18 protein-coding genes and 2 rRNA genes are annotated in these 23,179 nt (G+C 60.4%); 12 read left to right on the top strand and 8 right to left on the bottom strand.

All coding sequences use genetic code 11. The annotated features are described in order from the left end of the window. Together rrf (ACVWVP_RS28395) and rrf (ACVWVP_RS28390) are read left to right on the top strand one after the other, a co-directional pair. Positions 1–86: ribosomal RNA gene (rrf, locus tag ACVWVP_RS28395) — 5S ribosomal RNA — on the top strand; the annotation flags it as partial. Between the two features lie 107 nt (positions 87–193). After that, a 5S ribosomal RNA gene (gene rrf / locus ACVWVP_RS28390) occupies positions 194–309 on the top strand. 157 nt (positions 310–466) lie between these two features. Here rrf (ACVWVP_RS28390) and ACVWVP_RS28385 read toward each other — a convergent pair. The 3 genes from ACVWVP_RS28385 to ACVWVP_RS28375 all read right to left on the bottom strand — a co-directional run bounded on the left by ACVWVP_RS28385 (position 467) and on the right by ACVWVP_RS28375 (position 4,551). Continuing rightward, positions 467–2,962 carry a TonB-dependent siderophore receptor gene (locus ACVWVP_RS28385; RefSeq protein WP_457409317.1) on the bottom strand — a complete coding sequence of 832 codons (2,496 nt, stop codon included), beginning with the start codon at positions 2,960–2,962 and terminating at the stop codon, positions 467–469. 105 nt (positions 2,963–3,067) lie between these two features. Continuing rightward, positions 3,068–4,039 (bottom strand): FecR domain-containing protein, encoded by a 972-nt coding sequence (locus ACVWVP_RS28380; RefSeq protein ID WP_457409314.1) that lies wholly within the window; start codon positions 4,037–4,039, stop codon positions 3,068–3,070. Then, positions 4,036–4,551, bottom strand: coding sequence for a sigma-70 family RNA polymerase sigma factor (locus tag ACVWVP_RS28375; RefSeq protein ID WP_178926118.1), 516 nt, complete (start codon positions 4,549–4,551; stop codon positions 4,036–4,038). The genes ACVWVP_RS28380 and ACVWVP_RS28375 overlap by 4 nt, the downstream gene beginning before the upstream one ends. Positions 4,552–4,830: 279 nt before the next feature. On the opposite strand from ACVWVP_RS28375, the gene ACVWVP_RS28370 reads away from it, so the two are divergent. After that, on the top strand, positions 4,831–6,711 hold the full coding sequence (locus tag ACVWVP_RS28370) for a methyl-accepting chemotaxis protein (protein ID WP_457409311.1): 1,881 nt from the start codon (positions 4,831–4,833) through the stop codon (positions 6,709–6,711). Between the two features lie 45 nt (positions 6,712–6,756). Here ACVWVP_RS28370 and ACVWVP_RS28365 read toward each other — a convergent pair whose 3' ends face one another. The 5 genes from ACVWVP_RS28365 to ACVWVP_RS28345 all read right to left on the bottom strand — a co-directional run bounded on the left by ACVWVP_RS28365 (position 6,757) and on the right by ACVWVP_RS28345 (position 13,352). Further along, entirely contained in the window at positions 6,757–7,215 is a 459-nt protein-coding gene (locus tag ACVWVP_RS28365; protein ID WP_178924224.1) for an SRPBCC family protein, read from the bottom strand. 19 nt (positions 7,216–7,234) lie between these two features. Beyond that, complete coding sequence (locus ACVWVP_RS28360) at positions 7,235–10,612, bottom strand: amino acid adenylation domain-containing protein (protein ID WP_457409309.1); 3,378 nt, start codon at positions 10,610–10,612, stop codon at positions 7,235–7,237. Continuing rightward, a complete protein-coding gene (locus tag ACVWVP_RS28355; protein ID WP_457409308.1) occupies positions 10,609–11,556 on the bottom strand; it encodes a diiron oxygenase in 948 nt (315 codons plus the stop codon). The genes ACVWVP_RS28360 and ACVWVP_RS28355 overlap by 4 nt, the downstream gene beginning before the upstream one ends. Then, positions 11,553–12,311 (bottom strand): DUF3050 domain-containing protein, encoded by a 759-nt coding sequence (locus ACVWVP_RS28350; RefSeq protein ID WP_457409306.1) that lies wholly within the window; start codon positions 12,309–12,311, stop codon positions 11,553–11,555. The genes ACVWVP_RS28355 and ACVWVP_RS28350 overlap by 4 nt, the downstream gene beginning before the upstream one ends. 342 nt (positions 12,312–12,653) lie before the next feature. Then, entirely contained in the window at positions 12,654–13,352 is a 699-nt protein-coding gene (locus tag ACVWVP_RS28345; RefSeq protein WP_178918710.1) for a GntR family transcriptional regulator, read from the bottom strand. 367 nt (positions 13,353–13,719) lie between these two features. Between ACVWVP_RS28345 and ACVWVP_RS28340 the strand changes: the two genes are divergently transcribed. The 9 genes from ACVWVP_RS28340 (at position 13,720) to ACVWVP_RS28300 (ending at position 23,129) form a co-directional block, all read left to right on the top strand. Next, positions 13,720–14,613: a TauD/TfdA dioxygenase family protein gene (locus ACVWVP_RS28340; protein ID WP_259172891.1), complete on the top strand. Its 894-nt coding sequence runs from the start codon at positions 13,720–13,722 to the stop codon at positions 14,611–14,613. A 27-nt stretch (positions 14,614–14,640) separates the two neighbouring features. Then, positions 14,641–15,492, top strand: coding sequence for an ABC transporter ATP-binding protein (locus ACVWVP_RS28335; protein WP_176997457.1), 852 nt, complete (start codon positions 14,641–14,643; stop codon positions 15,490–15,492). A gap of 11 nt (positions 15,493–15,503) precedes the next feature. Further along, entirely contained in the window at positions 15,504–16,355 is an 852-nt protein-coding gene (locus ACVWVP_RS28330; RefSeq protein WP_259172887.1) for an ABC transporter permease, read from the top strand. A gap of 51 nt (positions 16,356–16,406) precedes the next feature. Then, positions 16,407–17,327, top strand: a complete 921-nt coding sequence (locus tag ACVWVP_RS28325) for a LysR family transcriptional regulator (RefSeq protein ID WP_259172886.1) — start codon at positions 16,407–16,409, stop codon at positions 17,325–17,327. Positions 17,328–17,546: 219 nt separating this feature from the next. Then, a complete protein-coding gene (locus ACVWVP_RS28320; protein ID WP_457409302.1) occupies positions 17,547–19,082 on the top strand; it encodes an MFS transporter in 1,536 nt (511 codons plus the stop codon). Between the two features lie 15 nt (positions 19,083–19,097). Then, a complete protein-coding gene (locus tag ACVWVP_RS28315; RefSeq protein WP_457409300.1) occupies positions 19,098–20,156 on the top strand; it encodes an HlyD family secretion protein in 1,059 nt (352 codons plus the stop codon). Next, positions 20,153–21,598 carry an efflux transporter outer membrane subunit gene (locus ACVWVP_RS28310; RefSeq protein WP_457409299.1) on the top strand — a complete coding sequence of 482 codons (1,446 nt, stop codon included), beginning with the start codon at positions 20,153–20,155 and terminating at the stop codon, positions 21,596–21,598. The genes ACVWVP_RS28315 and ACVWVP_RS28310 overlap by 4 nt, the downstream gene beginning before the upstream one ends. A 74-nt stretch (positions 21,599–21,672) precedes the next feature. Next, entirely contained in the window at positions 21,673–22,182 is a 510-nt protein-coding gene (locus ACVWVP_RS28305; RefSeq protein WP_178925858.1) for a sigma-70 family RNA polymerase sigma factor, read from the top strand. Further along, positions 22,179–23,129 carry a FecR domain-containing protein gene (locus ACVWVP_RS28300; RefSeq protein WP_457409297.1) on the top strand — a complete coding sequence of 317 codons (951 nt, stop codon included), beginning with the start codon at positions 22,179–22,181 and terminating at the stop codon, positions 23,127–23,129. The genes ACVWVP_RS28305 and ACVWVP_RS28300 overlap by 4 nt, the downstream gene beginning before the upstream one ends. Positions 23,130–23,179 lie beyond the last annotated feature (50 nt).

Genomic DNA, 23,179 nt, shown 5'->3' with positions numbered 1-23,179 from the left:
GATCCCATCCCGAACTCAGTAGTGAAACGATGCATCGCCGATGGTAGTGTGGGGTTTCCCCATGTGAGAGTAGGTCATCGTCAAGATTAAATTCCAAAACCCCATTTGCGAGAGCAGATGGGGTTTTGTTTATGTAGAAGTCCCTGAATTTCACCGGGACGTTGTTAACACAACGGGCTGGTATACAGAATTTCTTGACGACCATAGAGCATTGGAACCACCTGATCCCATCCCGAACTCAGCAGTGAAACGATGCATCGCCGATGGTAGTGTGGGGTTTCCCCATGTGAGAGTAGGTCATCGTCAAGATTGAATTCCGAAACCCCTGTCTGCTAAAGCAGACAGGGGTTTTGTCGTTTAAGGACGCGAATTGTCCACGCCCTTAAACGACGAGGGCAGCCCCAATCGGCAAACACAAAAAAGCCAGCACCTGAAATCAGGCGCTGGCTTTTTAGTCAGTCATGGATCAGAACTGATAGCTCACCGTCGCACTGACATTGCGTTCCTCGCCCAGGTAACAGAAATTCAGGCTCGCACACGACGCGACATAGGTTTCGTTAGACAGGTTGTTGGCATTAAGCCGGACATCCACACCTTTCAACCCTGCCTTGCCCAAGTCATAACCTATCGACGCGTCAAACAAGGTATAGGCAGGTACCTTCATGGTGTTCTCTGCATCCGCCCAGCTGTACCCGACGTAACGTACCCCGCCCCCGAGACGCAAGCCATCCAAGGCCCCGCTATTGAACTTGTAGTCTGCCCATACCGACGCCATGTGACGAGGTGCTTGGGTCGGTGAGTTACCTTTGTTTTCTATCAGATTGTCAGCCGTGCTCAACGTACTCACCATCGACTTGGAGTACTTGATATCCGTGAAGGTGTAGCTGCCCAAAACCTTCAGGCTGTCGGTCAGTTGCATATGGGCTTCCAATTCAAGCCCTTGGGAGCGCACAGCACCTACAGCCCGATAGAAATTCTCTTGCGGCAGTTTGGTTGCCAGATTTTCCTGGTCGATGCGAAACCACGACGCCGTGAACAGGTTATCGGTGCCTGGCGGTTGATATTTCAAGCCCGCCTCCCATTGTGTGCCATCGGTCGGTGCCAGCGGGTTGCCGGCGCTGTCGGAATAGGAGTTAGGGTTAAAGGATTCTGAATAGCTGACATAGGGCGCCAGGCCGTTATCAAAGAGGTACAACGCCCCTGCACGCCCTGTGAGCTTGGTCCGCTTGTCACTGATCTCAGTACCCACGGGGCGGCTCGCCTCCGCGATGCGGTTTTCATCAGACGTCTGCACCCAGTCTTGGCGCAGCCCGAGAGAGAACCGCCACTTATCCATTTCGACCAAGTCTTGCAGATAGACGCCAGTCTGCTCCAGACGCCGCAAGTAACTGGTCGGGCTGTAGTAGCTGATAGCGGAATTGCCGTATACCGGATTAAACGCGTTGATCGGCTGCAGCGACCCACTGGTCCAGTCCACCACCGTCTTACGACGTTGATAATCGGCCCCCAACAACACGGTATGTTTGGTCGCACCGGTAAAAATTTCTGCCTGCAGCATGTTGTCGATGATGAACGCATGCAGCTTTTCATCACCTCCCGAGTAATAGCGGTTCAGCTCGTTACTGGTCGGTGTGGTCCAGCCATAGGCGTACACCTGATCCAGTTGCACCTTGGAGTCGAGGTAACGGAAATTCTGTCGGGCCGTAAGCGCATCATTGAAGCGATGTTCAAACTGGTAACCGAAAGATTGCTGATCACGTTTGTAACCATCGACCCCAGGTTCACCTTCAAAAAAATGACTCGAGATCCGCTGCCCGTTGCGTTGATGCAACGCGCCATCCGCTGGCATCCCCCCGTGATAACCGCCATCAGGGTCATGCTGCAAATAGGCCTGAAGCGTAAGCGAAGTGTCCTCAGTGAAATCGATGCTCAGCGTTGGAGCCAATGCATAGCGTTTCTCCTTGGCATGGTCGAATTGGGTGTCAGACTTGTCCGCTAACCCAGTCAGTCGATAGGCAATGCGCTTGTCGTCGTCCACCGGCCCGCTGAAATCGAAACCCATGCCCCGTTGCCCGTGACTGCCAACTGTCGCTTGAACCTGATGATAAGGTTCGAACAGTGGTTTCTTGCTGGTCAGCGCCACCAGGCCGCCCGGCGAACTGCGTCCATACAGCACGGAAGACGGTCCTTTAAGAATGTCGACCCGTTCCAGAAAGTAGGGATCCACCTGCATCGTGCTGTAGGTACCGCTGTCCCCCATGGACTTCAGGCCATCCAGATAGATGTTGTCGACCGATCCATCGTTGAAACCGCGCATGGCCACGTAGTCATAACGATGGGTTGCGCCATAAGGGTTGGTCAACACGCCAGGTGTGTAACGCATGGCTTGCGCGACGGTCTGGGAGCCCTGGTCGTCCATCTGTTCACGCGTCACCACTGAAACGCTTTGGGAGGTCTCAAGCAGGGCGGTGCTGGTCTTGGTTGCGATTTGGCTATGGGTCGCGTTATAGCCGTCCATGCTGCCCAAGGCATTACCCAGGGCGAAGCCTTTGATGTCAGTGCTGGGCAAAGTCAGCGTGGCGCTTTTCGGCAACACCTGTAGAACAAAGCTGACGCCGTCCTGCGATTCTGCCTGCAACCCCGAACCGGTAAGCAATTGGTTCAAGCCTTGCTCAGCCGAATAGTCACCGTACAATCCGATCGATTGTTTGTCCTGGGTTTGTAACGGCGTGCTGGAGAGGGTGATACCTGCCTCACGGGCAAACTGATTGAGCACGTCACTCAACGAACCGGCGGGGATATCGTAGTGCCGGTGGATCTGTTCAGTGCCTGATTGCGCGGCGATGCCGACAGTCGGCAGCGCACCCAACCCCAGTGCCGTCGACAACAGCGCGGCGCGGATGGCGTTGGCTAGCAAAGGGTGGGGTAAGACAGATGAATCGGTTTGAAAACGCACAGTCATGGTCAATATCCGTAGAGGCCGACGAAGGCAGGTTGAGAGGCTTACTGTCTAAGCCGGGCTCACGGAAAAAAGCCGCCAAAAAAAGTTGATGCAGCACATAAAAAATCAGGTGGACCGTTCCAGGCTCACCCACCAACGTGTGCGATAGCGCACCTGAACCGGGAGTGTCTTGGGCAATATCGCCAACAGCGTGTCGGTGTCTTCCAGGCGGAACACGCCCGACAGCCTCAAATCGCCAACATCGGTCGAACAGCCAAGATAACCCTGTCGGTAGCGGCCCACTTCTGCCAGGAAATCCTCAAGCCGCATGCCTCGTGTGATGATCAATCCGTCGGCCCAGGCCCCTGCATCCATGTCCAGAGGCGGAGCAACGACGGCTTGCGTCTGGTCCACAAGATAGTCCTGCCCCGAGTGGGCCTGAGTGGACAGTCCCCCGGCTGTATGAGGAGAGTGAATGGCCACGTTGCCGCTGACCACACTCAACCGTGTGCAATCGCGCTCTTGGCGTACGGTAAAGCGCCCATCGATGCCTTCGAACAGGCCATGGCGGGTCTTCACCAGCAGGGGCGTTGGCGACACGGCGCCGCAATTGACCAGGATCTCCCCGCGCAGCAACGTGATCAGGCGTTGCTGAGGATCGAAGCTCAGGTCCACTGCGCTGTCGGTATTGAGTTGCAGACGAGTGCCATCTGGTAATTGAATGTTGCGCCGCTCACCCGTGGCGGTGGCGAGGTCGGCCGTCCAGCGCTGCCAGCCCATCAGATCCCTGCTGATCCAGCCTGCCGAGCCCACCAATACGATGCCAGACAACACCTTCAGCGCCTGCCTGCGATCGAGCCCCTGTGCGCTGCTCTCCAACGCCGCGTGTGCCCCAGGGATCGCCGTCAGCCGGCTGTTCAATTCCTGCTGAAGCGCCTGTACCCGCTGCCAGGCCAACTCGTGATCAACATGGGCTTCGCGCCAGTGTTCACATTGCGCATGCAGACGCACATTGGCCCGATTGTGACGCAGACGCAGCGCCCAACTGATGGCTTGTTTGACGACCTGGGAGTCGGGGCCGTGCCGGGAAGCATTCATGTTCCATACCGCAGGACGTAGCAGTGATAGAGCCCTTGCGCGACATACCGCTCCACTGACCGCAACGAGATGCCCATCTGCTGCGCAATCTGCTTGTACGCCAGCCCATCGCACTGAGCCAGCAGAAAAGCCTTACGCACTTTGGGCTTCAAGCCTTCCAGAAGCCGGGCGACCTCCTCCAGCAATTCCAGCACCAACACACGGGCTTCAGCGCTTGGCGCTAATGCCTCCGGCAGATGCGCAATAGCGTCGAGATAAGCACGTTCTATTTCTTCACGACGCCAGTGATCAATCACCAAACCCCGAGCAATGGTGCGCAGAAAAGCGCGAGGTGCCTTCAGTTCGAAGCGTTCGGTTTTCTGCAGCAGCCGCACAAAGGTGTCCTGCGCCAGGTCTGCGGCATCGGCGGCATTACCCAGGCGACTGCGCAACCATGTGTTGAGCCAATGGTGATGGGTGCTGTAGAGCGTCTGCACAACACTTTCACACGGGATGTAGTCAGAAGATGGCATTCACACAGGCCTGGCCAAGCGTCACAAATGATAATTAGTCGCATTGTCGGGAAGGCTGAAAGATTTTGCAATCGCTGAGGCGTGCGGCTGTACCGCTGGTCGGTTTCCCACGTCAAAAGAGGATGCTTCTCACAAATTTCTAAGATTTGCCGGAGCTTGGCCGAAAGCCTGATGAGCCATGCGTGCACCGAAATAGAGCGGCCCGAGAGTCCGCCTATCCCGTTACATGGAATGTTCCACTCGGCACGCTCACCCCCTTTGGCAAAAGAAGTCGATGAAATGAATCTCAAGTTCAGTCATAAAATTCTGTTGGCCGCGTCAGGCGTCGTGGTTCTGGCCTTCGCGTTATTCACGCTCTACAACGACTACCTGCAGCGCAGCACCATCAAGCAAAACCTGGAGTCGTCCATCCAGCAATCCGGCGAACTCACCGCCAGTAGCGTCCAGAACTGGCTCAGTGGCCGCATCCTGGTGCTCGAAAGCCTGGCGCAGAACGTCGCCCACCAAGGCAGCGGTGCCGACCTCCCAGGGTTGGTCGATCAACCTGCGTTCACTTCGAACTTCCAGTTCACCTACGTCGGCCAAACCAACGGCGTGTTCACACAGCGTCCTGACGCCAAGATGCCCGACGGTTACGACCCTCGTCAGCGCCCTTGGTATAAACAAGCGGTGGCAGCGGATAAAACCATGCTCACTCCGCCTTACATGGCCGCAGTGGGTGGCCAGATCGTCACCATCGCCATGCCGGTGAAAAAGAACGGCGAACTGCTGGGTGTGGTCGGCGGTGACTTGAGCCTGCAGACCTTGGTGAAGATCATCAACTCGGTCGACTTCGGTGGTATCGGCCACGCGTTCCTGGTCAGCGCTGACGGCCAGGTCATCGTCAGTCCGGATCAGGACCAGGTGATGAAAAATCTCAAGGACATCTACCCGGGCACCCCTCTTCGAATCGAGAAGGTCAACCAGGAAGTCGTGCTCAACGGCCAGGATCGCATCCTGTCGTTCACCCCTATCAGCGGTTTGCCGGGGGCAGATTGGTACATCGGTCTGTCGATCGATAAAGACAAGGCCTACGCTCCGCTGGGCAAATTCCGTACTTCTGCATTGATCGCCATGTTGATCGCGGTGGTGGTGATTGCCGTGCTCTTGAGTCTGTTGATTCAAGTGTTGCTACGCCCGTTGACCACCATGGGCGTGGCCATGCAGGACATTGCCCAAGGCGAAGGCGACCTGACCCGCCGCCTGGATGTCACCAGCAAGGACGAGTTCGGCGAAGTCGGCAGTGCATTCAACCAATTCGTCGAGCGTATTCACGCCTCCATCTCCGAAGTGTCCTCGGCAACCCGTCAGGTGCACGATCTGTCCCAGCGTGTCATGGCGTCGTCCAACGCCTCGATCATCGGCTCCGACGAGCAGAGTGCACGTACCAACAGCGTGGCTGCGGCGATCAACGAACTGGGTGCTGCCACCCAAGAGATCGCCCGCAACGCTGCCGATGCTTCCCAGCACGCCAGCGGGGCCAGCGAGCAGGCCGACGATGGACGCAAGGTCGTTGAGCAAACCATCCTGGCGATGTCGGAGCTGTCACAGAAGATCAGCCTGTCCTGTACTCAGATCGAAACCCTCAATGCCAGCACCGATAACATCGGCCACATCCTCGATGTGATCAAAGGTATTTCCCAGCAGACCAACCTGCTGGCCCTGAACGCAGCGATCGAAGCGGCTCGCGCCGGTGAAGCCGGGCGTGGTTTTGCCGTGGTGGCCGATGAAGTGCGCAACTTGGCTCACCGTACCCAGGAGTCAGCCGAGGAGATCCACAAAATGATCACCTCGCTGCAAGTGGGCTCGCGTGAAGCGGTGACCACCATGAACGCCAGCCAGTCTTCCAGCGAGGAAAGTGTTGAAGTGGCCAACCAGGCCGGTGCGCGCCTGGTCAGCGTGACGCAGCGGATCGTAGAGATCGACGGCATGAACCAGTCGGTGGCTGCCGCGACCGAGGAGCAGACCGCAGTGGTGGAGACCCTCAACGTCGACATCAACCAGATCAACCTGCTGAACCAGCAGGGCGTGGCCAACCTCAACGAAACCCTGAAAGACTGCGATGCGCTGTCGCAACAGGCCAGCCGCTTGAAGCAACTGGTCGACAGCTTCAAGATCTGACGCGTTGATTGGACGGGCAGGAGCGAGCCACCTCGCTCCTGCTGTTCAACTGAATAGCCGGCGGACGTTCTCCAAGGCGCTGTCGGCGAATGCCTGAACAAACGCTTCAAAACCTGCGTGTGCCGTTTCGACGGGCTCGGCAATAATCGTCCACACCACTTTCGAACACTCTGTGCCATGGGCCTCCACGCTCATCGCCGCCCACAGCCTGGCGATCCCTAGCGTGTTGTAGAGGGTGGTCCAGGTCATGTGCATGGCCTGCTCATCACGGCTGTTGAGTTGCTCCACGACGCAATGGCCGTCCTTGAAGAACTTCGTGCGTAAAGCTCCTACTCCAGTGCCGGTCATTTCGATACGGGCCAGGGCAGGAATGAACCTATCGAAGCGGGCGAACTGGCCCACCACATCCCACACGCGGGCAGCACTGCTGGTGACAACGGCAGCGGCCACTACCGGTCTGGCCTGTGGGTTGCGAATCAATGTATCGGGTTGCAGCGGTTTCATGAGGTTTTCCTGACGCGGTTTACAAAAAGCCGATGGTCTTGAGGTAGTTGCACCCTTTGCTCAGCAAGAGAGGGTCTTTGGCCGGGTACTGTTCACCCATCCGTTGAACACCTCGCCGCGCGTTGTCATGCAGAATCATCGAGGTGTCACCGATGTCGTCCCCCAGGGTATCGAGATAGAACCCGAGCACGCCGAACAGCGCGTTGTCCTGGCCCACCGTACGCAGTGCCTGTTGCCAGTGCGCAACGTCTACCCGCTCAAACAGGCAGCCTGCGCGGTTGAACGCGTCCAGGTACTCTGCCCAGCTCAAGGGCTGTGGGTTATGCAGGTTGAACACATGTGCGGCAGAGTGAAATTCACCGCAGTGCAATGCAATGAAGCGGGCGAAGAAGTCTACCGGCATCAGGTCGAAGTTCAGGTCCAGCTCAGGCACCAGGCCCAGTTGCAGCGAACCTTTGAGCATCAGCATCAGGCGGTTCCGGTGGGGTTGGCAGACACCGTTGCGCGTGTTGAAACTGATATTGCCGGGGCGGTGGATATTCACCCACGCGCCTTGTTCGATCGCGCGCCCCAACTGTCGCTCGGCCACCCATTTGGAAAGGTTGTAGCCGTTCTTGATGAACACCGGTGGTGTCGCCGCGGCGGGGGCTTCCAGGACATGCCCCTGTGCATCGCGGCTGCTGGAGGCCGACAGCGTCGAGATAAAATTGAAGACTTTCTTGCAGTGGGTTTCGCACAGCCGCACGCACTCGGCTATCGGCACGACGTTGTCCGGGGCCAGAGACGCATAGTCCATCACATGGTTGACGTGTGCGGCGTTGTGCACGAGTACCCCGTAATTGCGCGCCAGGTCGTTGTAGCGCTCGCAGGTCAGGCCTAAGCGGGGCCGGCTGATATCGGCTGCGTAAACCTGCACTCGGCTCAGGTCCAGGTGTTCCAGTTGATACTCGCGCAGGGCGTCGGCAAAGCGGGTATCCGCCGCACGCTCGGGTGATTCACGTACCAGGCACGCAACGTGTGTGGCGCCGCCCGCCAGAAGCGCCTGCACGATATGGACACCGACAAAACTGTTGGCCCCTGTGACGATGACTTTGCGCGGGTTACCGACGTGATCGCCGGGCAGCGTTTTGAAGTCCCATTCCCGCTGAGCATCATATGAAGCCTGGTCGGTCACCCTGTCGGGCATCACGCCGTCTTCCATCAGCACCGCAAGCGTGCGAATCGTTGGGCTTTCAATAAAGTGACTCAGGGAAAAACTGCGCCCAAACTGATCGCGAATCCGCAGCAACAAGGTCGACAGCAGCAAGGAGTGGCCGCCAAGGTTGAAGAAGCTCACGTCGATGGGCAACCCGTCGGAGGGCCGTTCCAGCAATTCGCTCCACAGGTCGGCCAGGTGCGTTTGCAGGGGCGTTCGTGCCGTGTCGGCAGCGGCACATGCAATGCGTGTGACCGGCCATGCAAGCAAAGCCTGGCGATCGACCTTACCGTTGTCGGAGCATGGCATGCGCGGCAACTCCGTCCAGATCTGAGGGCGCATGTAATCTGGCAGCCATTGCTGTGCGTACTCGGCCAGGCAGGCGACAGTGGCCCCCGTTTCGGGTTGGCTGGCAAATCCCCGGATCCGCTGATCATCATCAATCACCACGGTCACTTGGCGAAACAGACGGCTGTTGCGCACACACTGTTCGATCTCCTGGGGGGTCACTCGAAAGCCACGTATTTTCACCTGCTGGTCGCGGCGTCCGCCCAGTTCGATGCCGTCTGCTGTCCACTTTGCCAAATCGCCGCTGCGATAGGCTCGCAGGGTTTGCCCTCCGGGAATGTCCAGTTCCAGGAAGGGGCCGTGTGCCTGTTGAGGCCTGCCCACATAGCCAAGGCTTACGCCAGGGCCGACGATGTACAACTCGCCCATGACGTGCTCACCGACCGGCTGCAGGTCGTCATCGAGTATCAGTACCTGGCAGTTGGCGATGGGACGACCGAGGCTGCGATTACCGTCGCCAGGGCGCAGCGTGCGATGGGTGACCAGTACGGTGGTTTCGGTGGGGCCATAAAGGTTGTGCAAGTGGCATTGTTGCGCCAATCGATCGATCACGCAGGGCTCACAGGCCTCGCCACCGGTGAACAGGTGTGTCAGGCCCAGCGGTTGCTTCAGGGGCAGGATGCTGAGCAACGCCGGTGGCAGGAAACCGTGGGTGATGTGCTGCTGGCTGATCAGCGCCAGCAGTTGTTGCGGGTCGCGGCGTTGCTCTGCAGTCGGGACGACCAATGTTGCGCCGGCGATCAAGCTGGGGAAGATATCGATCAGCGAGGAGTCAAAACTCAACGGCGAAAATTGCAGGACTCGGCTGTTTTCGTCGACGGCCATGCGGCGACGAAACCACGTCGAGAAATGCGCAAGATTACCTTGGCTCAGCAAGACGCCCTTGGGCTGGCCAGTCGTTCCCGATGTGTAGAGCACCATGCACGGCAGGGCGGCAGCGGGGCGCTTGCGCATCAGCGGCGTTATGGCCTGTCTGTTCAACGGGGCGTGCGCACTGACATTCAACGATGTGAACTCATGGCGCAGCGGATGCGCCTCCCCGTGCAGCAAAACGCTCGCCCCTGCGTTTTCCAGCATCAGCCGTTGGCGTCGCGTGGGATGGTCCGGTGCCAGTGGCAGGTAGACGGCGCCGCAGCCCAGTACGGCAAGCATGCTGGCGTACAGGTCCACTGACTTCTCCAGGCACACCCCGACCACCGGGACCGTCTCTGACGTCTTGAGCAACGGGTACAGTTGGCGTTGGATCACCAGGGCACGAGCCTGCAATTGGCGATACGTCACCTCGCGGCCTGAGAGGTTCAGGGCTGTTCGCGACGCAAACGCCTGTAGGCTGGCCTGCAACTGTTCGATCAACGGGACCTCGGCCTGCTGCAGCAAGGTCTCATCGGTCGTGCGATTCAAATGATGCACAAATGCCAGCGCATCCAACGCCTGCAATCCCTTCTCGGGCCAATCATTGGCCGTTGCGCCCTCCCGAAAATGCTCCGGGTCCCGTGAGAAGCCGCTGACCTGCAAGGCCACCCACTCCGTTAACACGGCGATTGCTTGCTGGCGCAGGCACTGGCCATTACCGCTGGGGTGTGCAGCCAGGTCCAATGTAGCCAGCAGGTGCCGGGCATTGTCGTAGCTGCGCAGTTGCAGGGCAGGCAACCCGCACTCGGCCACGGGGCCCACGCCCAGGCGCAGGCTGATTCGCGGGGCTTCGTAACGGTGGGCGGGTACCGGCTGGCTGCCGTCCTCTATCAACAGGTCGACCGCCTCGTCGCCTGCCACATGCCCATACTGTTCCAGCTCCAGCCTCAGCGCCGCCAGGGCTTTGCTGATGCCGGCAAACGCGATGGTCAAGCGCCTCATGCTGGCCTCCCGGTAACCGGCAGATAGTCGTTCAGCGCCCGGGCCACGCTCGCAGTCTGCAGCAGGCCGCTGTGATGCAGGAACCCCATGATGTTGGCAAGCAACGGGTGGTGGCGGCCGATGGGAAAATCCATGGCCGCCACTTCGGCCCTTAGAGCAGTACGAACGTCAGCGCTGACATCGAAGTGTTCGATCAGCTGCAGGTTGAAGTGCTTTTGCAGGTTATTGGTCAGGTAATGTGCCAGGAAGATAGGCAGAGCTTGGGCGATGCTGTCACGGTCATCCGCGCTCGCGGTTTGCCAATAGAGGCGCACCAGGCGTGTCCAGAACAGCGCGTGGCGTCCTTCATCAAACAGGTGATCGGCCATCAAGCCGCGTACGGATGCCTTGATACTGCTGTCCTTGGAAAACGCCGCCACGTCATGAGTCACGGTGTTCTCGGCAATCGCCACGCCCACCAGTTCCATGGCATCGCGCAGATGTGCCGGCACCTGCGCCTGGGCTGCTGGCAAGGCGTGGCTCAGCTCGATCTGTTCGGGCATGTCGATAGGAGCAATGCCGGTCAACGCCACGGTCTGCTGCAAGAAGTCCAGCGCGACCAGCGCGTGGTAGTCCTCGTCGACAACGACGGTCATCGCGTCGTATCGGCAGGCAAGGGGGAGGGGCTGTGGGAAACGGTTCTTCGCAATACGGCGGGCGGTCTTGTCGACGATCTCGGTTTCGAAAATCACCACGTCATTGATGAACTTATAGAAGCTCTGCACCAGCGCAAAGTCGCGCCACTGTGGGCAATGTTCAAGAAACGTCGCGCTGAGCACCAAGGGCTGTCGGCACAGCGGGTAGATCAGCTTGTCATCGTCTTCCAGCAGGCGGCGGGGGCGTGTGCGAATGGTTGCGCGATGCTCCCAGTCATCGGCGATGGAGCGGTAGTCGCAGGTGTTCATGGGTGTACCTCATGCAGCGAGGTACGTAAGGCGTCCCAGAGCGTAATGCGGCTTTCTACGGCGGCGAGTGCCCTTTCATCGGCTTCGCGCCGGTGGTTCGGATCGGCAGTCACCAGGCGTTCCAGCAACTGTTCTGCGGCGGGCCCATGTTCCTGGGCGTCCAGTTCGATATGGCGCTCAAGGTAGTTGCGCAAGGCGGGTGCCTGGCCAGGCATAAGCACATCCTGGTGCAGGAGGCGTTCAAACATCCCTGGAATGACACACTCGCGCCCGTGAAGAAAGACCGCTGCCACACAATGGGTCGGTGCATTCAGGGCAAGGTGCAGTGTGCTGTCGACAAAGCGGGCAAGCTCGGGAAGCACATCGATCATGGGCAGGGCGGCGCGGGCGTCCACGCCTTGGCGTTGCAATGCGAGGAAGCGATGGATGCTCGACGTGTCGGCACCCACCTCGCCCATTGCCTCCAGGTACAACTCGAAATGGCTGCAATGGCCGCCGGTTGGATGCGTGTCGGACTCCTCGGCCAATACGATTTCATTGATCAGGCGAGCAGACTGTGGATCGGAAGGGGGAAGCCAGGGTAATCGAACGCATGTCAGGTCTCGTTGCAGGCGTTTGGCGAGTGTCATGAAATCCCAGACTGCGAATACATGGTTTTCCATGAAACGCTGTAACTTTCTGTGTGAGGTTATTTCAATAAACAGCGGGTGGTTGCACAGATGAAGTTTTTTCTGTTCCAGTAATGATTGATACATGGTTGATGCCTATAAGTTGTTGCGTTCGCTGTGAGAGCAGCGTCTGGCTTTTATAGCCGAATAGTAGATAGGTCCAGGCCTTGCACACGCTGTGGTGCAAAGGTGGTAGATGTGTGGGGTCTGGTAATAAAAGATGATAAGCCGGTTAGTTACGGCTCTGGGTATACGAATTTATTAGAAGTTTTTCTAAATAATTTGAGTTGTAAGTTGGGGGCGTAACTAAAGGTGGGACATTTCTTGAAGGCGAGCGGGACCATTAATATCAGTTGTTTTAATAGGAATAGTTGTTTGGGAGGCTATTTCTCTCGGGGCTCTTTCTGCACGAAAGAACCCCACCGTGACTTACTTGCTGGCAGCTTCCAGGCCCTTGAGGTAGGTCGTGATCACTTCCATGCCTCGCATCAAGTGATTGCGTAGCGTCAGGATGCTTTCCTCGGTTTTCTTCTGGGCCACAAGGTTCAGCAATTCGCGATGGTCTTCCTGGGACGTCTCGCCCAGCCCCATGGCTTCCAGGTTGAAGCGCAGGAAACGCTCCTCTTCGTTCAAACCGTGCTCCACCAGTTTGAGCAGTCGCTGGTTCGGCGCCTTGCCGTACAAGGCCATATGAAACAGCCGGTTCAGGCGACCGATTTCGGTGTAGTCCTTTTCTTGTTCCAGGGCGGTGATGCAGGCGTCTGCCTTGGCAATATCGTCGGCCGTCAACAGTGGGATCGACAGGCGCAACGCCTCCGATTCCAGCAGCATGCGCAGGGCGTAGGTTTCCGCCGAATTGTCTTCGATCAATGGCGCAACCACGGCACCCTTGTGAGTCACCACGTGCAGCAACGACTGGGCTTCAAGCTGGCGCAAGGCTTCCCGCACGGGCATGCGGCTGACTCCGAAAAGGCTGGCCAGCTCCTGTTGGCGCATGGCCGTGCCACAGGGCAAACGGCCATCGAGGATGGCATTGCGCAGGGTTTCTTCAATCACGCCGCGCGCAAGGTGCGCGGGAATAGGCCCACTGATCTTGATGCTGTTCAAAGGGTTCGGCTTCTGCGTCACGGTTACGCTATCCTCCTTTTCAAAAGGGTGTGGCTAATTGGATCCAAAGCACACTAGAGACTGCCCATAAGCTTGTCAAACAGGCACGGTTTCGGCTTGTAAGCGGCTCAACACGCCACTCCGCACGCCCACATCAAGCCTTGATGGCGTCTTACGCACTCAGGTCAAACCGGCTTGATATTGCGCGTCCAACGCCCATTTTGCGTGCTAAGGATTAAACGTTTCGCCCCATCCGTTTATTCCCCCACGGCCGAGCGGTGCACGCTGTGCCCCCTACATTCCCCATCTATAGATATTCATTAACGGTATTTAAATTGCTGTTCTTATATCTATAAAGTCACCCTCCTGTCTGATCGGGAGTGAACTCATGTCCGCCGCCTCTACTGTTCCAACAGCGACCCCATCCGCCCAATTGTTCGAGATCCGTCCACTGGCCGGCAGTGTCGGCGCCGAGGTCATCGGCCTGGATTTGTCCCGACCGGTCAACGACCAGGATTTCGCCCGCATCCACCGTGCGCACCTGGACCATCACGTCGTGGTTTTTCGTGACCAGCGCATCACTCCCGAACAACAGATCGCCTTCAGCCGCCGCTTTGGTGTGTTGCAGATCCACGTGCTCAAACAGTTCCTGCTGGCCAACCATCCGGAAATCCTGATCGTCTCCAACATCATCGAAAACGGCCAATCCATTGGCCTGGGTGACGCAGGAAAATTCTGGCATTCGGACCTTTCCTATAAAGAGCTGCCAAGCCTGGGCTCGATGCTGCACGCCCAGGAACTGCCCTCCGAGGGCGGCGATACCTTGTTTGCCGACATGCACAAAGCCTGGGACCAATTGCCTGAACACCTGCGCACAGCGGTCGAAGGCCGAAGCGCCGCGCATTCCTACACCGCGCGTTACAGCGAAACCAAATTCGAAGGCAACTGGCGCCCGACCCTCACCCCGGAACAGCTCGCCCAAGTGGCCGAAGTGGTGCACCCGATCGTGCGCACTCACCCGGAAAACGGTCGCAAGGCGCTCTTCGTCAGTGAAGGCTTCACCACGCGTATCGTGGGCCTGCCGGAGGACGAAAGCCGCGACCTCCTGGCCCAGCTCTACGCCCACAGCGTCTTGCCGGAAAACATCTACCGCCACCAGTGGCAGCCCCACGACATGGTGTTCTGGGACAACCGTTCGTTGATCCACCTGGCCGCCGGTTGCCCGAGCCACCTGCGGCGCAAGCTGTTTCGCACCACCATCCAGGGCGACGCGCCTTTCTGATCCCCACTTCCCGGCTAGAGAGATGAAATGAACGCGCCCCTGCAAGGCCACGCGGCCAGCACGTTGAATACCCCCCAGCCTTTGTTGGCGGTGGACAAAGTCAGTCTTGAGTACCGCACCCCCGAGCGCGTGGTGCGGGCCACCCACCAAGTCAGTTTCGAGATCGACCCGGCCGACCGCTACGTGCTGCTCGGCCCGTCGGGCTGTGGCAAATCCACGCTGCTCAAATCCATCGCCGGCTTTATCAAGCCCTGCGAAGGTGAGATCCGCCTGCAGGGGCAAAAAGTCGAACAGCCAGGCCCCGATCGCATCGTTGTGTTCCAGGAATTCGACCAGTTGCCACCGTGGAAGACCGTCAAGCAGAACGTGATGTTTCCATTGTTGGCGTCCAAGACCCTCAAGCGCCGCGAAGCCGAAGAACGCGCCTTGCACTACCTCGACAAGGTCGGTCTCAGCGCCTTCGCCGACGCCTACCCCCATACCCTGTCCGGCGGCATGAAAGCCCGCGTCGCCATCGCCCGCGCTTTGGCCATGCAACCGAAAATCCTGTTGATGGACGAGCCCTTCGCCGCCCTCGATGCCTTGACTCGACGCAAGATGCAGGAAGAGTTACTGCTGCTCTGGGAGGAGGTGCGCTTCACCCTGTTGTTCGTCACCCACTCCATCGAAGAGGCGTTGGTGGTGGGCAATCGCATCCTGTTGCTGTCGCCCCACCCTGGCCGGGTGCGTGCGGAAATCCATAGCCATCAGTACGACCTGCACAGCCTTGGCGGCGTTGAGTTCCAGGCCTCGGCGCGGCGTATCCATCGCCTGCTGTTCGATGAAGCGCCCGAGGCCGAGCAAGAGCTGGGTTTTGCTGATATCCGCATCGCTTACTGAAGGGGCCGCTCATGCGCCAGGAATACGAAATCACCCTCGAACCGCTGCTCAGCGTCCCCGTGGAACGCGAGCTGCCCCTGCGTCAGCGCCTGTGGCAGCAAGGTTGGCTGCGCAAGGGCTTGATCCTGATCGTGCTGGCCATTCTGTGGGAGGCTGTCGCGCGGTATCAGAACAACGACCTGCTGCTGCCGAGCTTTTTGCAGACGTCCCAGGCGCTGTTCGACGGCCTGCTCAGCGGCGAATTGCTCAGCAAGGTGAGCATTTCGCTGGCGGTGCTGATCAAGGGTTACCTGATCGGCATCGTGCTGGCGTTTGCCCTTACCACATTGGCGGTCTCGACCCAGTTGGGCCGTGACCTGCTCAGCACCCTGACCTCGATGTTCAACCCGTTGCCGGCCATTGCGCTGCTGCCGTTGGCGCTGCTGTGGTTCGGCCTGGGGCAGAACAGCCTGATCTTCGTGCTGGTGCATTCGGTGTTGTGGGCGTTGGCGCTCAATACCTATTCGGGGTTCCTCGGCGTGTCCGAAACCCTGCGCATGGCCGGCCGCAACTATGGCCTCAAAGGCATGCGTTTCGTGCTGTTCATCCTGATCCCGGCTGCGCTGCCGTCGATCCTCTCGGGCCTCAAGATCGGCTGGGCTTTTGCCTGGCGCACGCTGATCGCCGCCGAGCTGGTGTTCGGCGCCACCAGCGGCAAGGGCGGGCTGGGGTGGTACATCTTCCAGAACCGCAACGAGCTGTTTACCGACAAGGTGTTTGCCGGTTTGGCCGTGGTGATCCTCATCGGCCTGCTGGTGGAAAACCTGGTGTTTGACACCTTCGAGCGGCTGACGGTGAAGCGCTGGGGCATGCAGCGCTCCTAACCCTGCTAGGATTGCACCCCATTCACTCTCCACTGAACACGAGTGCTTGGCATGCAACTACCGGACATGAACCTGTTGGTCGCCCTCGACGCCTTGCTCGACGAAGGTAGTGTGGTGGGCGCGGCGCGGCGGATGAACCTGAGCCCTGCGGCCATGAGCCGAACCCTCACGCGCATTCGCGAAGCGGTGGGCGACCCGATCCTGGTGCGCGCCGGGCGTGGCCTGGTGCCGACGCCCAAGGCGCTGCAGCTGCAAGGCCAGGTGCGCAATGTGGTGGAGCAGGCGGCGGTGCTGTTTCGTTCCGCCGAGCAGGTCGACTTGAGCACGTTGCGCCGCCGCTTCAGTGTGCGGGCCAATGACTTTTTCATCGGGGTGTATGGCGGTCGGCTGTTCGACACCATGGAGCGTGTCGCACCGCTGTGTGAGTTGTGCTTCGTGCCCGAAGGCGATACCGACGACGATGCGCTGCGTGAAGGGCGGCTGGACCTGCGGGTGAGCAATACCTTGCCAGCCAGCCCCGAAGTGAAAGTGCAGAACCTGTTTTCCACTACCTTTGTCGGCCTCGCCCGGGAAGACCACCCGTTGTTTGACGAAGAGATCACCGCCGCACGCTTCGCCAGCTATTCCCACATCAGCATCTCGCGGCGTGGCAAGGCCCGCGGGCCGATCGACACCGCGCTGAATGCCCTGGGCCTGGAGCGCCGTGTCGCGATGATTGCCCCAGGCTTCCACGGCGCGATGTTCATGCTGCCCGATTCCGATCTGCTCCTGCCGGTGCCCAAGGAAGCGTTGCTGAGCGCCAACCGCCTGAAGCTGCCGTTGCGCGCCTTCCCGCTGCCGATCTCCTTGCCCACCTTGGTGTTGGCCCAATCCTGGCACCCGCGCTTCGACAAAGACCCGGCCCACAAGTGGCTGCGCGAAACCATGCGCGAAAGCTGCCACGCCACCTGGCTCGAAGCCCAGCCCACCTGACACAAACCCCATCTCACACCCCACACCCTTTGTAGGAGCCCGGCTTGCCGGCGATGGCGTTTCCAAGACCGCCATCGCCGGCAAGCCGGGCTCCTACAGGTATGTGCGTTGTATACACGATTGCGTTTCACGCACTTATAAGCTTCCGATAAGTAACTTTTTGTCATGTATGTGGCTGATTAAACTGCTCCGGTATTTTTACTTTCGAGCTATCCGTTCATGACTTCCCTCGCTGCCCCCACCCTCGCGGCCGCAGCCAAACCCACCGCGATGAGCCCACCCGTGTTCGGCCCGCGCATCATCATCGGCCTGGTCGGTGTGTTGCTGGCGGTGTTGGTGTCAGGCCTCAACGAGATGGTCACCAAAGTGGCGCTCGCCGATATCCGCGGGGCGCTGTACATCGGCTATGACGAAGGCACCTGGCTGGTCGCGGCCTACACCGCCACGTCAGTCGCGGCCATGGCCTTTGCGCCCTGGTGTTCGGTGACCTTTTCCCTGCGCCGCTTCACCCTGTGCGCCATCGGCCTGTTCACCGTGCTGGGCATCCTGTGCCCGTTTGCGCCGAACTACGAAAGCCTGCTGGTGCTGCGCACCGTGCAAGGCCTGGCGGGCGGGGCGCTGCCGCCGATGCTGATGACCGTGGCACTGCGTTTCCTGCCCGCCAACGTCAAGTTGTATGGGCTGGCCGGCTACGCGCTGACCGCCACTTTCGGCCCGAGCCTCGGCACGCCGTTGGCGGCGCTGTGGACCGAATACGTCGGCTGGCAATGGGCGTTCTGGCAGATCGTCGGGCCTTGCCTGCTGGCAATGGCCGCCGTGGGCTACGGCCTGCCGCAAGACCCGTTGCGCCTGGAACGCTTCAAGCAGTTCAACTGGCGCGGCCTGCTGTTGGGGTTCCCGGCGATCTGCATGCTGGTGATCGGCCTGCTGCAAGGTAATCGCCTGGACTGGTTCGAGTCGAGCCTGATCACCGGCTTGCTGTGCGGCGGCACGCTTTTGCTGGTGCTGTTTATGCTCAATGAATGGTCGCAGCCGATCCCGTTTTTCAAGTTGCAGATGCTCGGCCTGCGCAACCTGTCGTTTGCCCTGATCGTGTTGGCCGGCGTGCTGATGGTGCTGACCTCGGTGATCCTCATCCCCTCAAGTTTCCTCGCACAGGTCCAGGGTTACCGCCCGCTGCAAACCGCGCCAGTGATGTTGCTGATGGCGCTGCCGCAGCTCATCGCACTACCTCTGGTGGCCGCGTTGTGCAACCTGCGCTGGGTCGACTGCCGCTGGGTGCTGGGCGTTGGCCTGGGCATGCTGGTGCTGTGTTGCGTGGGCAGTGCGCACCTGACCTCGGCGTGGATCCGCGACGACTTCTATGGCCTGTACCTGCTGCAAATCTTCGGTCAGCCCATGGCCGTGCTCCCGCTGCTGATGCTGTCCACCGGCAGCATCCAACCGATGGATGGGCCGTTCGCCTCGGCCTGGTTCAACACCATCAAAGGCCTGGCCGCCGTGATCGCGACCGCCGTGCTGGATGTGCTGACCACTCGGCGCCTGCACTTCCACTCGAACATGTTGGTGGACGGCCTGGGCAACTCCCCACTGGTCGACGCCGATGCGCCGGGCCTGGCGCACCGCCTGCACGAACAGGCTGTGGTGCTCACGTCTTCAGATCTTTATTACGTCATGGCCGCCGTCGCGGTGGCGTTGATTCTGCTGATTTTCTGGATGCCGACGCGGATTTTTCCACCGCGCGCACCGACCTAGCCAAAAGGATTGCTCATGAAACGCAAAGACAAAATCGCCGTCTCCACTATCGCGGTGTTCGCTGTGGGCGTGCTGGTGTACCTGATTGCACCGGGCGTGCTGGGCAGCAAGCGCCAGACCACCAACGACGCGTTCGTCGCCGCCGACTTCACCCTGGTTGCGCCGCGCGTGGCGGGCTTCATCAAAGAAGTGCTGGTGGAAGACAACCAGCGGGTCAAGGCCGGCCAGTTGCTGGCGCTGATCGACGATCGCGATTTTCGTGCTGCCGCCCAGGCTGCCGACGCCGACACTCTCGTCGCCCAGGCCCAACTGAAAAACGCCACGGCCACCCTGGAGCGGCAAAGCTCGGTCATCGCCCAGGCCCAGGCCACCGTCGCGGCAGACCGTGCCGAAATGGCCTTTGCCGAACACGAACTGAACCGTTACAACCACCTCGCCGGCGTCGGCGCGGGCACTGTGCAGAACGCCCAGCAAGCCAAGACCCGCATCGATCAGGCCACCGCACGGCTGGCCAACGCCACTGCCGTGCTCGCGGCCGAACGCAAGCAGGTTGAGATCCTCACCGCTCAGCGTGATGCCGCCGAAGGGGGGCTCAAGCGTGCCCAGGCGGCCTTGGAGCTGGCCAGCTTTCAGCTGTCCTACACGCGCATTGTGGCGCCGGTGGACGGCATGGTCGGCGAGCGTGCCGTGCGCGTCGGTGCCTACGTGACGCCGGGCAGCAAGATCCTCGCCGTGGTGCCGTTGGCCGATGCCTACGTGGTAGCCAATTTCCAGGAGACCCAACTGTCCCACATGCACGCGGGCCAGGCGGTGCAGGTGCGTGTCGACAGCCTGGATGGCGAGTTGCTCAACGGCCATCTCGAAAGCCTGGCGCCGGCCACCGGGGTGACGTTCGCGTCGGTCAAGCCCGACAACGCCACCGGTAACTTCACCAAGGTGGTGCAGCGCATTCCGGTGAAGATCGTGCTGGAGCCTGGCCAGGCCCACGCCGAGCGCCTGCGGGTCGGCATGTCGGTGGAAGCCAGCGTCGATACCCAGCCGGTGGCAAAAAACCGTGAGGTGGCTCAGCAATGAAGCACATCGCGTGGCTCACCTTGAGCCTCATCAGCCTGAGCGCCTGCACGGTCGGCCCGGATTTCCACACGCCCCAAAGCCCGCAAGTGACGCAATGGAGTGAACCCCAGGGCCGTCAGGCCGACAGCCGTGCGACCAGCGACCCGTTGCAAGAGCGCTGGTGGGACGTGTTCCACGATGAGCAACTTTCGGCCCTCACGCGCCGTGCGCTCACCGACAACCTCGACCTGAAGCTGGCCAGCAGCCGCCTGCAACAGAGCCGTGCCGTGCGCCAGGTGACCACCGCCGAGCGTTACCCCAACGTCAACGCCACCGGTGACTACCTGCGCCAGCGCAACAGCGCCAAGGGCTTGAGCGACCCATCCGGCGAAAATGGCCGTTCGGCCTACAACCAGTGGGACATGGGCTTCTCCGCCGCCTGGGAGCTGGATTTCTGGGGCCGGGTCAAACGCGAGACCGAAGCCGCGGACGCCACCCTGCAAGTGGCCGAAAATGACCGTCGCACTGTGCTGCTGTCAGTCCTTGCCGAGACCGCCCAGGACTACATCCAGCTGCGCGGCGTGCAAAATACCCGCGCCGTCACCGAGCAGAATCTCGACGTCGCCCGCCACAGCCTCAAGCTCTCGCAATTGCGCCTGGCCGACGGCGTGGCCACCGATTTGGACGTTGCCGAAGCCGCCGCCCAAGTGGCGGCTATCGAAGCGCGGCTGCCGGATTTGCAGCAACGCCAGGACCAGTTGATCAACGCCCTGAGCCTGTTGATGGGCGAGCCGCCACAAGCCCTGCATGCACAGTTGTCCAAAGACGCCGCCGTGCCACAAACCCAGCGCCAGGTCGCCATCGGCCTGCCTTCGGAGCTGGCCGAGCGTCGCCCGGATATCCGTCAGGCCGAAGCGCGTTTGCATGCCGCCACCGCCAACATCGGCGTGGCCAAGGGGGACTTCTACCCGCGCATCACGCTGTCCGGCAGCCTTGGCTCCCAGGCGATGCAACTGTCGGACTTTGGCTCATGGGGCTCGCGCGCTTTTGCCTTCGGCCCGCAGTTCAGCCTGCCGCTGTTCAATGGCGGGCGCCTGCAAGGCATGTTGAACCTGCGTGAAGCCCAGCAGCAGGAAGCGGCGCTGGCCTACCAGCAAACCGTGCTGCGCGCCTGGCATGAGATCGACGACCAACTGACCCGCTACAACGCCAGCCAGTTGCGCCGTGACAGCCTCGCCGAGGCCGTGCGCCAGAACCAGATCGCCCTGGCCACCGCGCAGCACCAGTACGTGGAAGGCGTGGTGGATTTCGTCAACGTGCTGACCGTGCAAAGCGCGCTGCTGGCCACCCAGGAGCAATGGGTTGAAAGCTCCACGGGCGTTTCGCTGGCGATGGTCGGGCTGTACAAGGCGTTGGGCGGCGGCTGGGAATCGGTGTACCCGCTGCAAACGGCCGCACGCTGATCTGCAAAGAGTTTTTGTCAGTCGCGAAATAAGGTGTAATGATAATTGCTCTCAATAATGTATCTGAGCTTTTCATGGACACCGCGACTGACGGCCAGCAACAGCTTCACCTCCTGTACCGCGACCATCACGGCTGGCTGCAAGGCTGGTTGCGCCAGCGCCTGGGCGACCGCGAGCACGCCGCCGATGTGGCGCAGGACACGTTCCTGCGCCTGCTGGTGTCCGGGCGTTTTCCCGGTGACAAGGAAAGCCGCAGCTACCTGGTGCAGATCGCTCGCAACCTGGTGATCGACCAATGGCGGCGCCTGCGCATCGAGCGCGCCTACCTGGAAAGCATCGCGCACCTGCCGGAGCCGGAGTCACCGTCCCTGGAAACCCGCGCGCTGATCCTCGAAACCCTGATGCAGATCGACGCCATGCTCGACCGCATGCCCGACAACGTGCGCCGCGCGTTCATGCTGTCGCAGTTCGAAGGCCTGAGCTACGCGCAGATCGCCGAGCGCCTGGGCGTCACCGTCAGCTCGGTGCAGAAGTACATGACCCGCGCCATCGTCGCCTGCTACCAGGTGGCCTACGCCGAATGAAACACGATGCGCCCATCGCCCCGGCCATTGTCGAGCAGGCCAGTGAGTGGCTGATGCTGCAATGGGGCGATGACCTGCACGGTGAGCAGCGCGAGGCCTTCGCCCAATGGCAGGCCGCCGACCCGGAACATCGTCGCGCCTGGCAGCGCCTTCAGCACCTGCAGCACACCCTCAGCGGCGTGCCGGCCGACAGTGCCCGTGCCGTGCTGCGTGACACCCCGGATACCCAGCGCCGGGTGGCCCTCAAGTTGCTCGGCGTGTTGCTGGTGGCAGGCGGCAGCGGTTACCTGGTGCCTCGTAGCGAACCTTGGCAAGCGGCGTTTGCCGATTACCACACCGCCACGGGCGAGATCCGCCAGTTCACCCTCAGCGACGGCACGCGCCTGGACCTCAACAGCGACAGTGCCGTGGACTTGCGCTTCAGTGCCCGTGAGCGCCGCATCCGCCTGATCCGTGGTGAGATCCTGCTGACCAGCGGCCACGACCCGTTGCGCCCGCTGATCGTCGAGACGCCGGCAGGTGATGTGCAGGCGCTGGGTACGCGTTTTTCCGTGCGTGAATTGCCTGACGGTAGCCGTGTCGATCTGTATGAAGGTCGCGTGCGCGTCACTCCGGCACAGGGCACTGCGGTGCAGATGAACCCGGGTGACAGCCTGTGGTTCAACCAACGGCAAAGCTCGGCGCTGCCTGCGGTCAACGCCAATGCCAACAGTTGGACCGAGCACCGCCTGATCGCCGAGCGCCAGCCGTTGGGTGAGTTTGTGACGCAACTGGGTCGGTATCGCCCCGGTGTGTTGCGCTGCGATCCCGCCGTGGCCGGCTTGCTGCTCACCGGCGTGTTTCCGCTGAACGACACCGACGCCATCCTTGCGGCCCTGGCGCATTCGCTGCCTATCCACATACACAGCGTCACACGCTACTGGGTCACCCTCAAAGCCCGAGCCTGACCCCAACCCTACAAAATAATGTTGCGTCGCCTTGTCGGTTTTCCGTGTTC

The organism is Pseudomonas sp. TE24901 (assembly GCF_054058375.1).
This window is presented reverse-complemented; position numbering and strand designations above follow the sequence as displayed.

Coding starts and splice junctions, on each gene's coding strand:
- ACVWVP_RS28310 (WP_457409299.1), top strand. CDS start 20,153: ATGAAGCACATCGCGTGGCTCACCTTGAGCCTCATCAGCCTGAGCGCC.
- ACVWVP_RS28365 (WP_178924224.1), bottom strand. CDS start 7,215: ATGAAACCGCTGCAACCCGATACATTGATTCGCAACCCACAGGCCAGA.
- ACVWVP_RS28305 (WP_178925858.1), top strand. CDS start 21,673: ATGGACACCGCGACTGACGGCCAGCAACAGCTTCACCTCCTGTACCGC.
- ACVWVP_RS28340 (WP_259172891.1), top strand. CDS start 13,720: ATGTCCGCCGCCTCTACTGTTCCAACAGCGACCCCATCCGCCCAATTG.
- ACVWVP_RS28380 (WP_457409314.1), bottom strand. CDS start 4,039: ATGAATGCTTCCCGGCACGGCCCCGACTCCCAGGTCGTCAAACAAGCC.
- ACVWVP_RS28315 (WP_457409300.1), top strand. CDS start 19,098: ATGAAACGCAAAGACAAAATCGCCGTCTCCACTATCGCGGTGTTCGCT.
- ACVWVP_RS28325 (WP_259172886.1), top strand. CDS start 16,407: ATGCAACTACCGGACATGAACCTGTTGGTCGCCCTCGACGCCTTGCTC.
- ACVWVP_RS28320 (WP_457409302.1), top strand. CDS start 17,547: ATGACTTCCCTCGCTGCCCCCACCCTCGCGGCCGCAGCCAAACCCACC.
- ACVWVP_RS28385 (WP_457409317.1), bottom strand. CDS start 2,962: ATGACTGTGCGTTTTCAAACCGATTCATCTGTCTTACCCCACCCTTTG.
- ACVWVP_RS28300 (WP_457409297.1), top strand. CDS start 22,179: ATGAAACACGATGCGCCCATCGCCCCGGCCATTGTCGAGCAGGCCAGT.
- ACVWVP_RS28370 (WP_457409311.1), top strand. CDS start 4,831: ATGAATCTCAAGTTCAGTCATAAAATTCTGTTGGCCGCGTCAGGCGTC.
- ACVWVP_RS28335 (WP_176997457.1), top strand. CDS start 14,641: ATGAACGCGCCCCTGCAAGGCCACGCGGCCAGCACGTTGAATACCCCC.
- ACVWVP_RS28355 (WP_457409308.1), bottom strand. CDS start 11,556: ATGAACACCTGCGACTACCGCTCCATCGCCGATGACTGGGAGCATCGC.
- ACVWVP_RS28375 (WP_178926118.1), bottom strand. CDS start 4,551: ATGCCATCTTCTGACTACATCCCGTGTGAAAGTGTTGTGCAGACGCTC.
- ACVWVP_RS28360 (WP_457409309.1), bottom strand. CDS start 10,612: ATGAGGCGCTTGACCATCGCGTTTGCCGGCATCAGCAAAGCCCTGGCG.
- ACVWVP_RS28330 (WP_259172887.1), top strand. CDS start 15,504: ATGCGCCAGGAATACGAAATCACCCTCGAACCGCTGCTCAGCGTCCCC.
- ACVWVP_RS28350 (WP_457409306.1), bottom strand. CDS start 12,311: ATGTATCAATCATTACTGGAACAGAAAAAACTTCATCTGTGCAACCAC.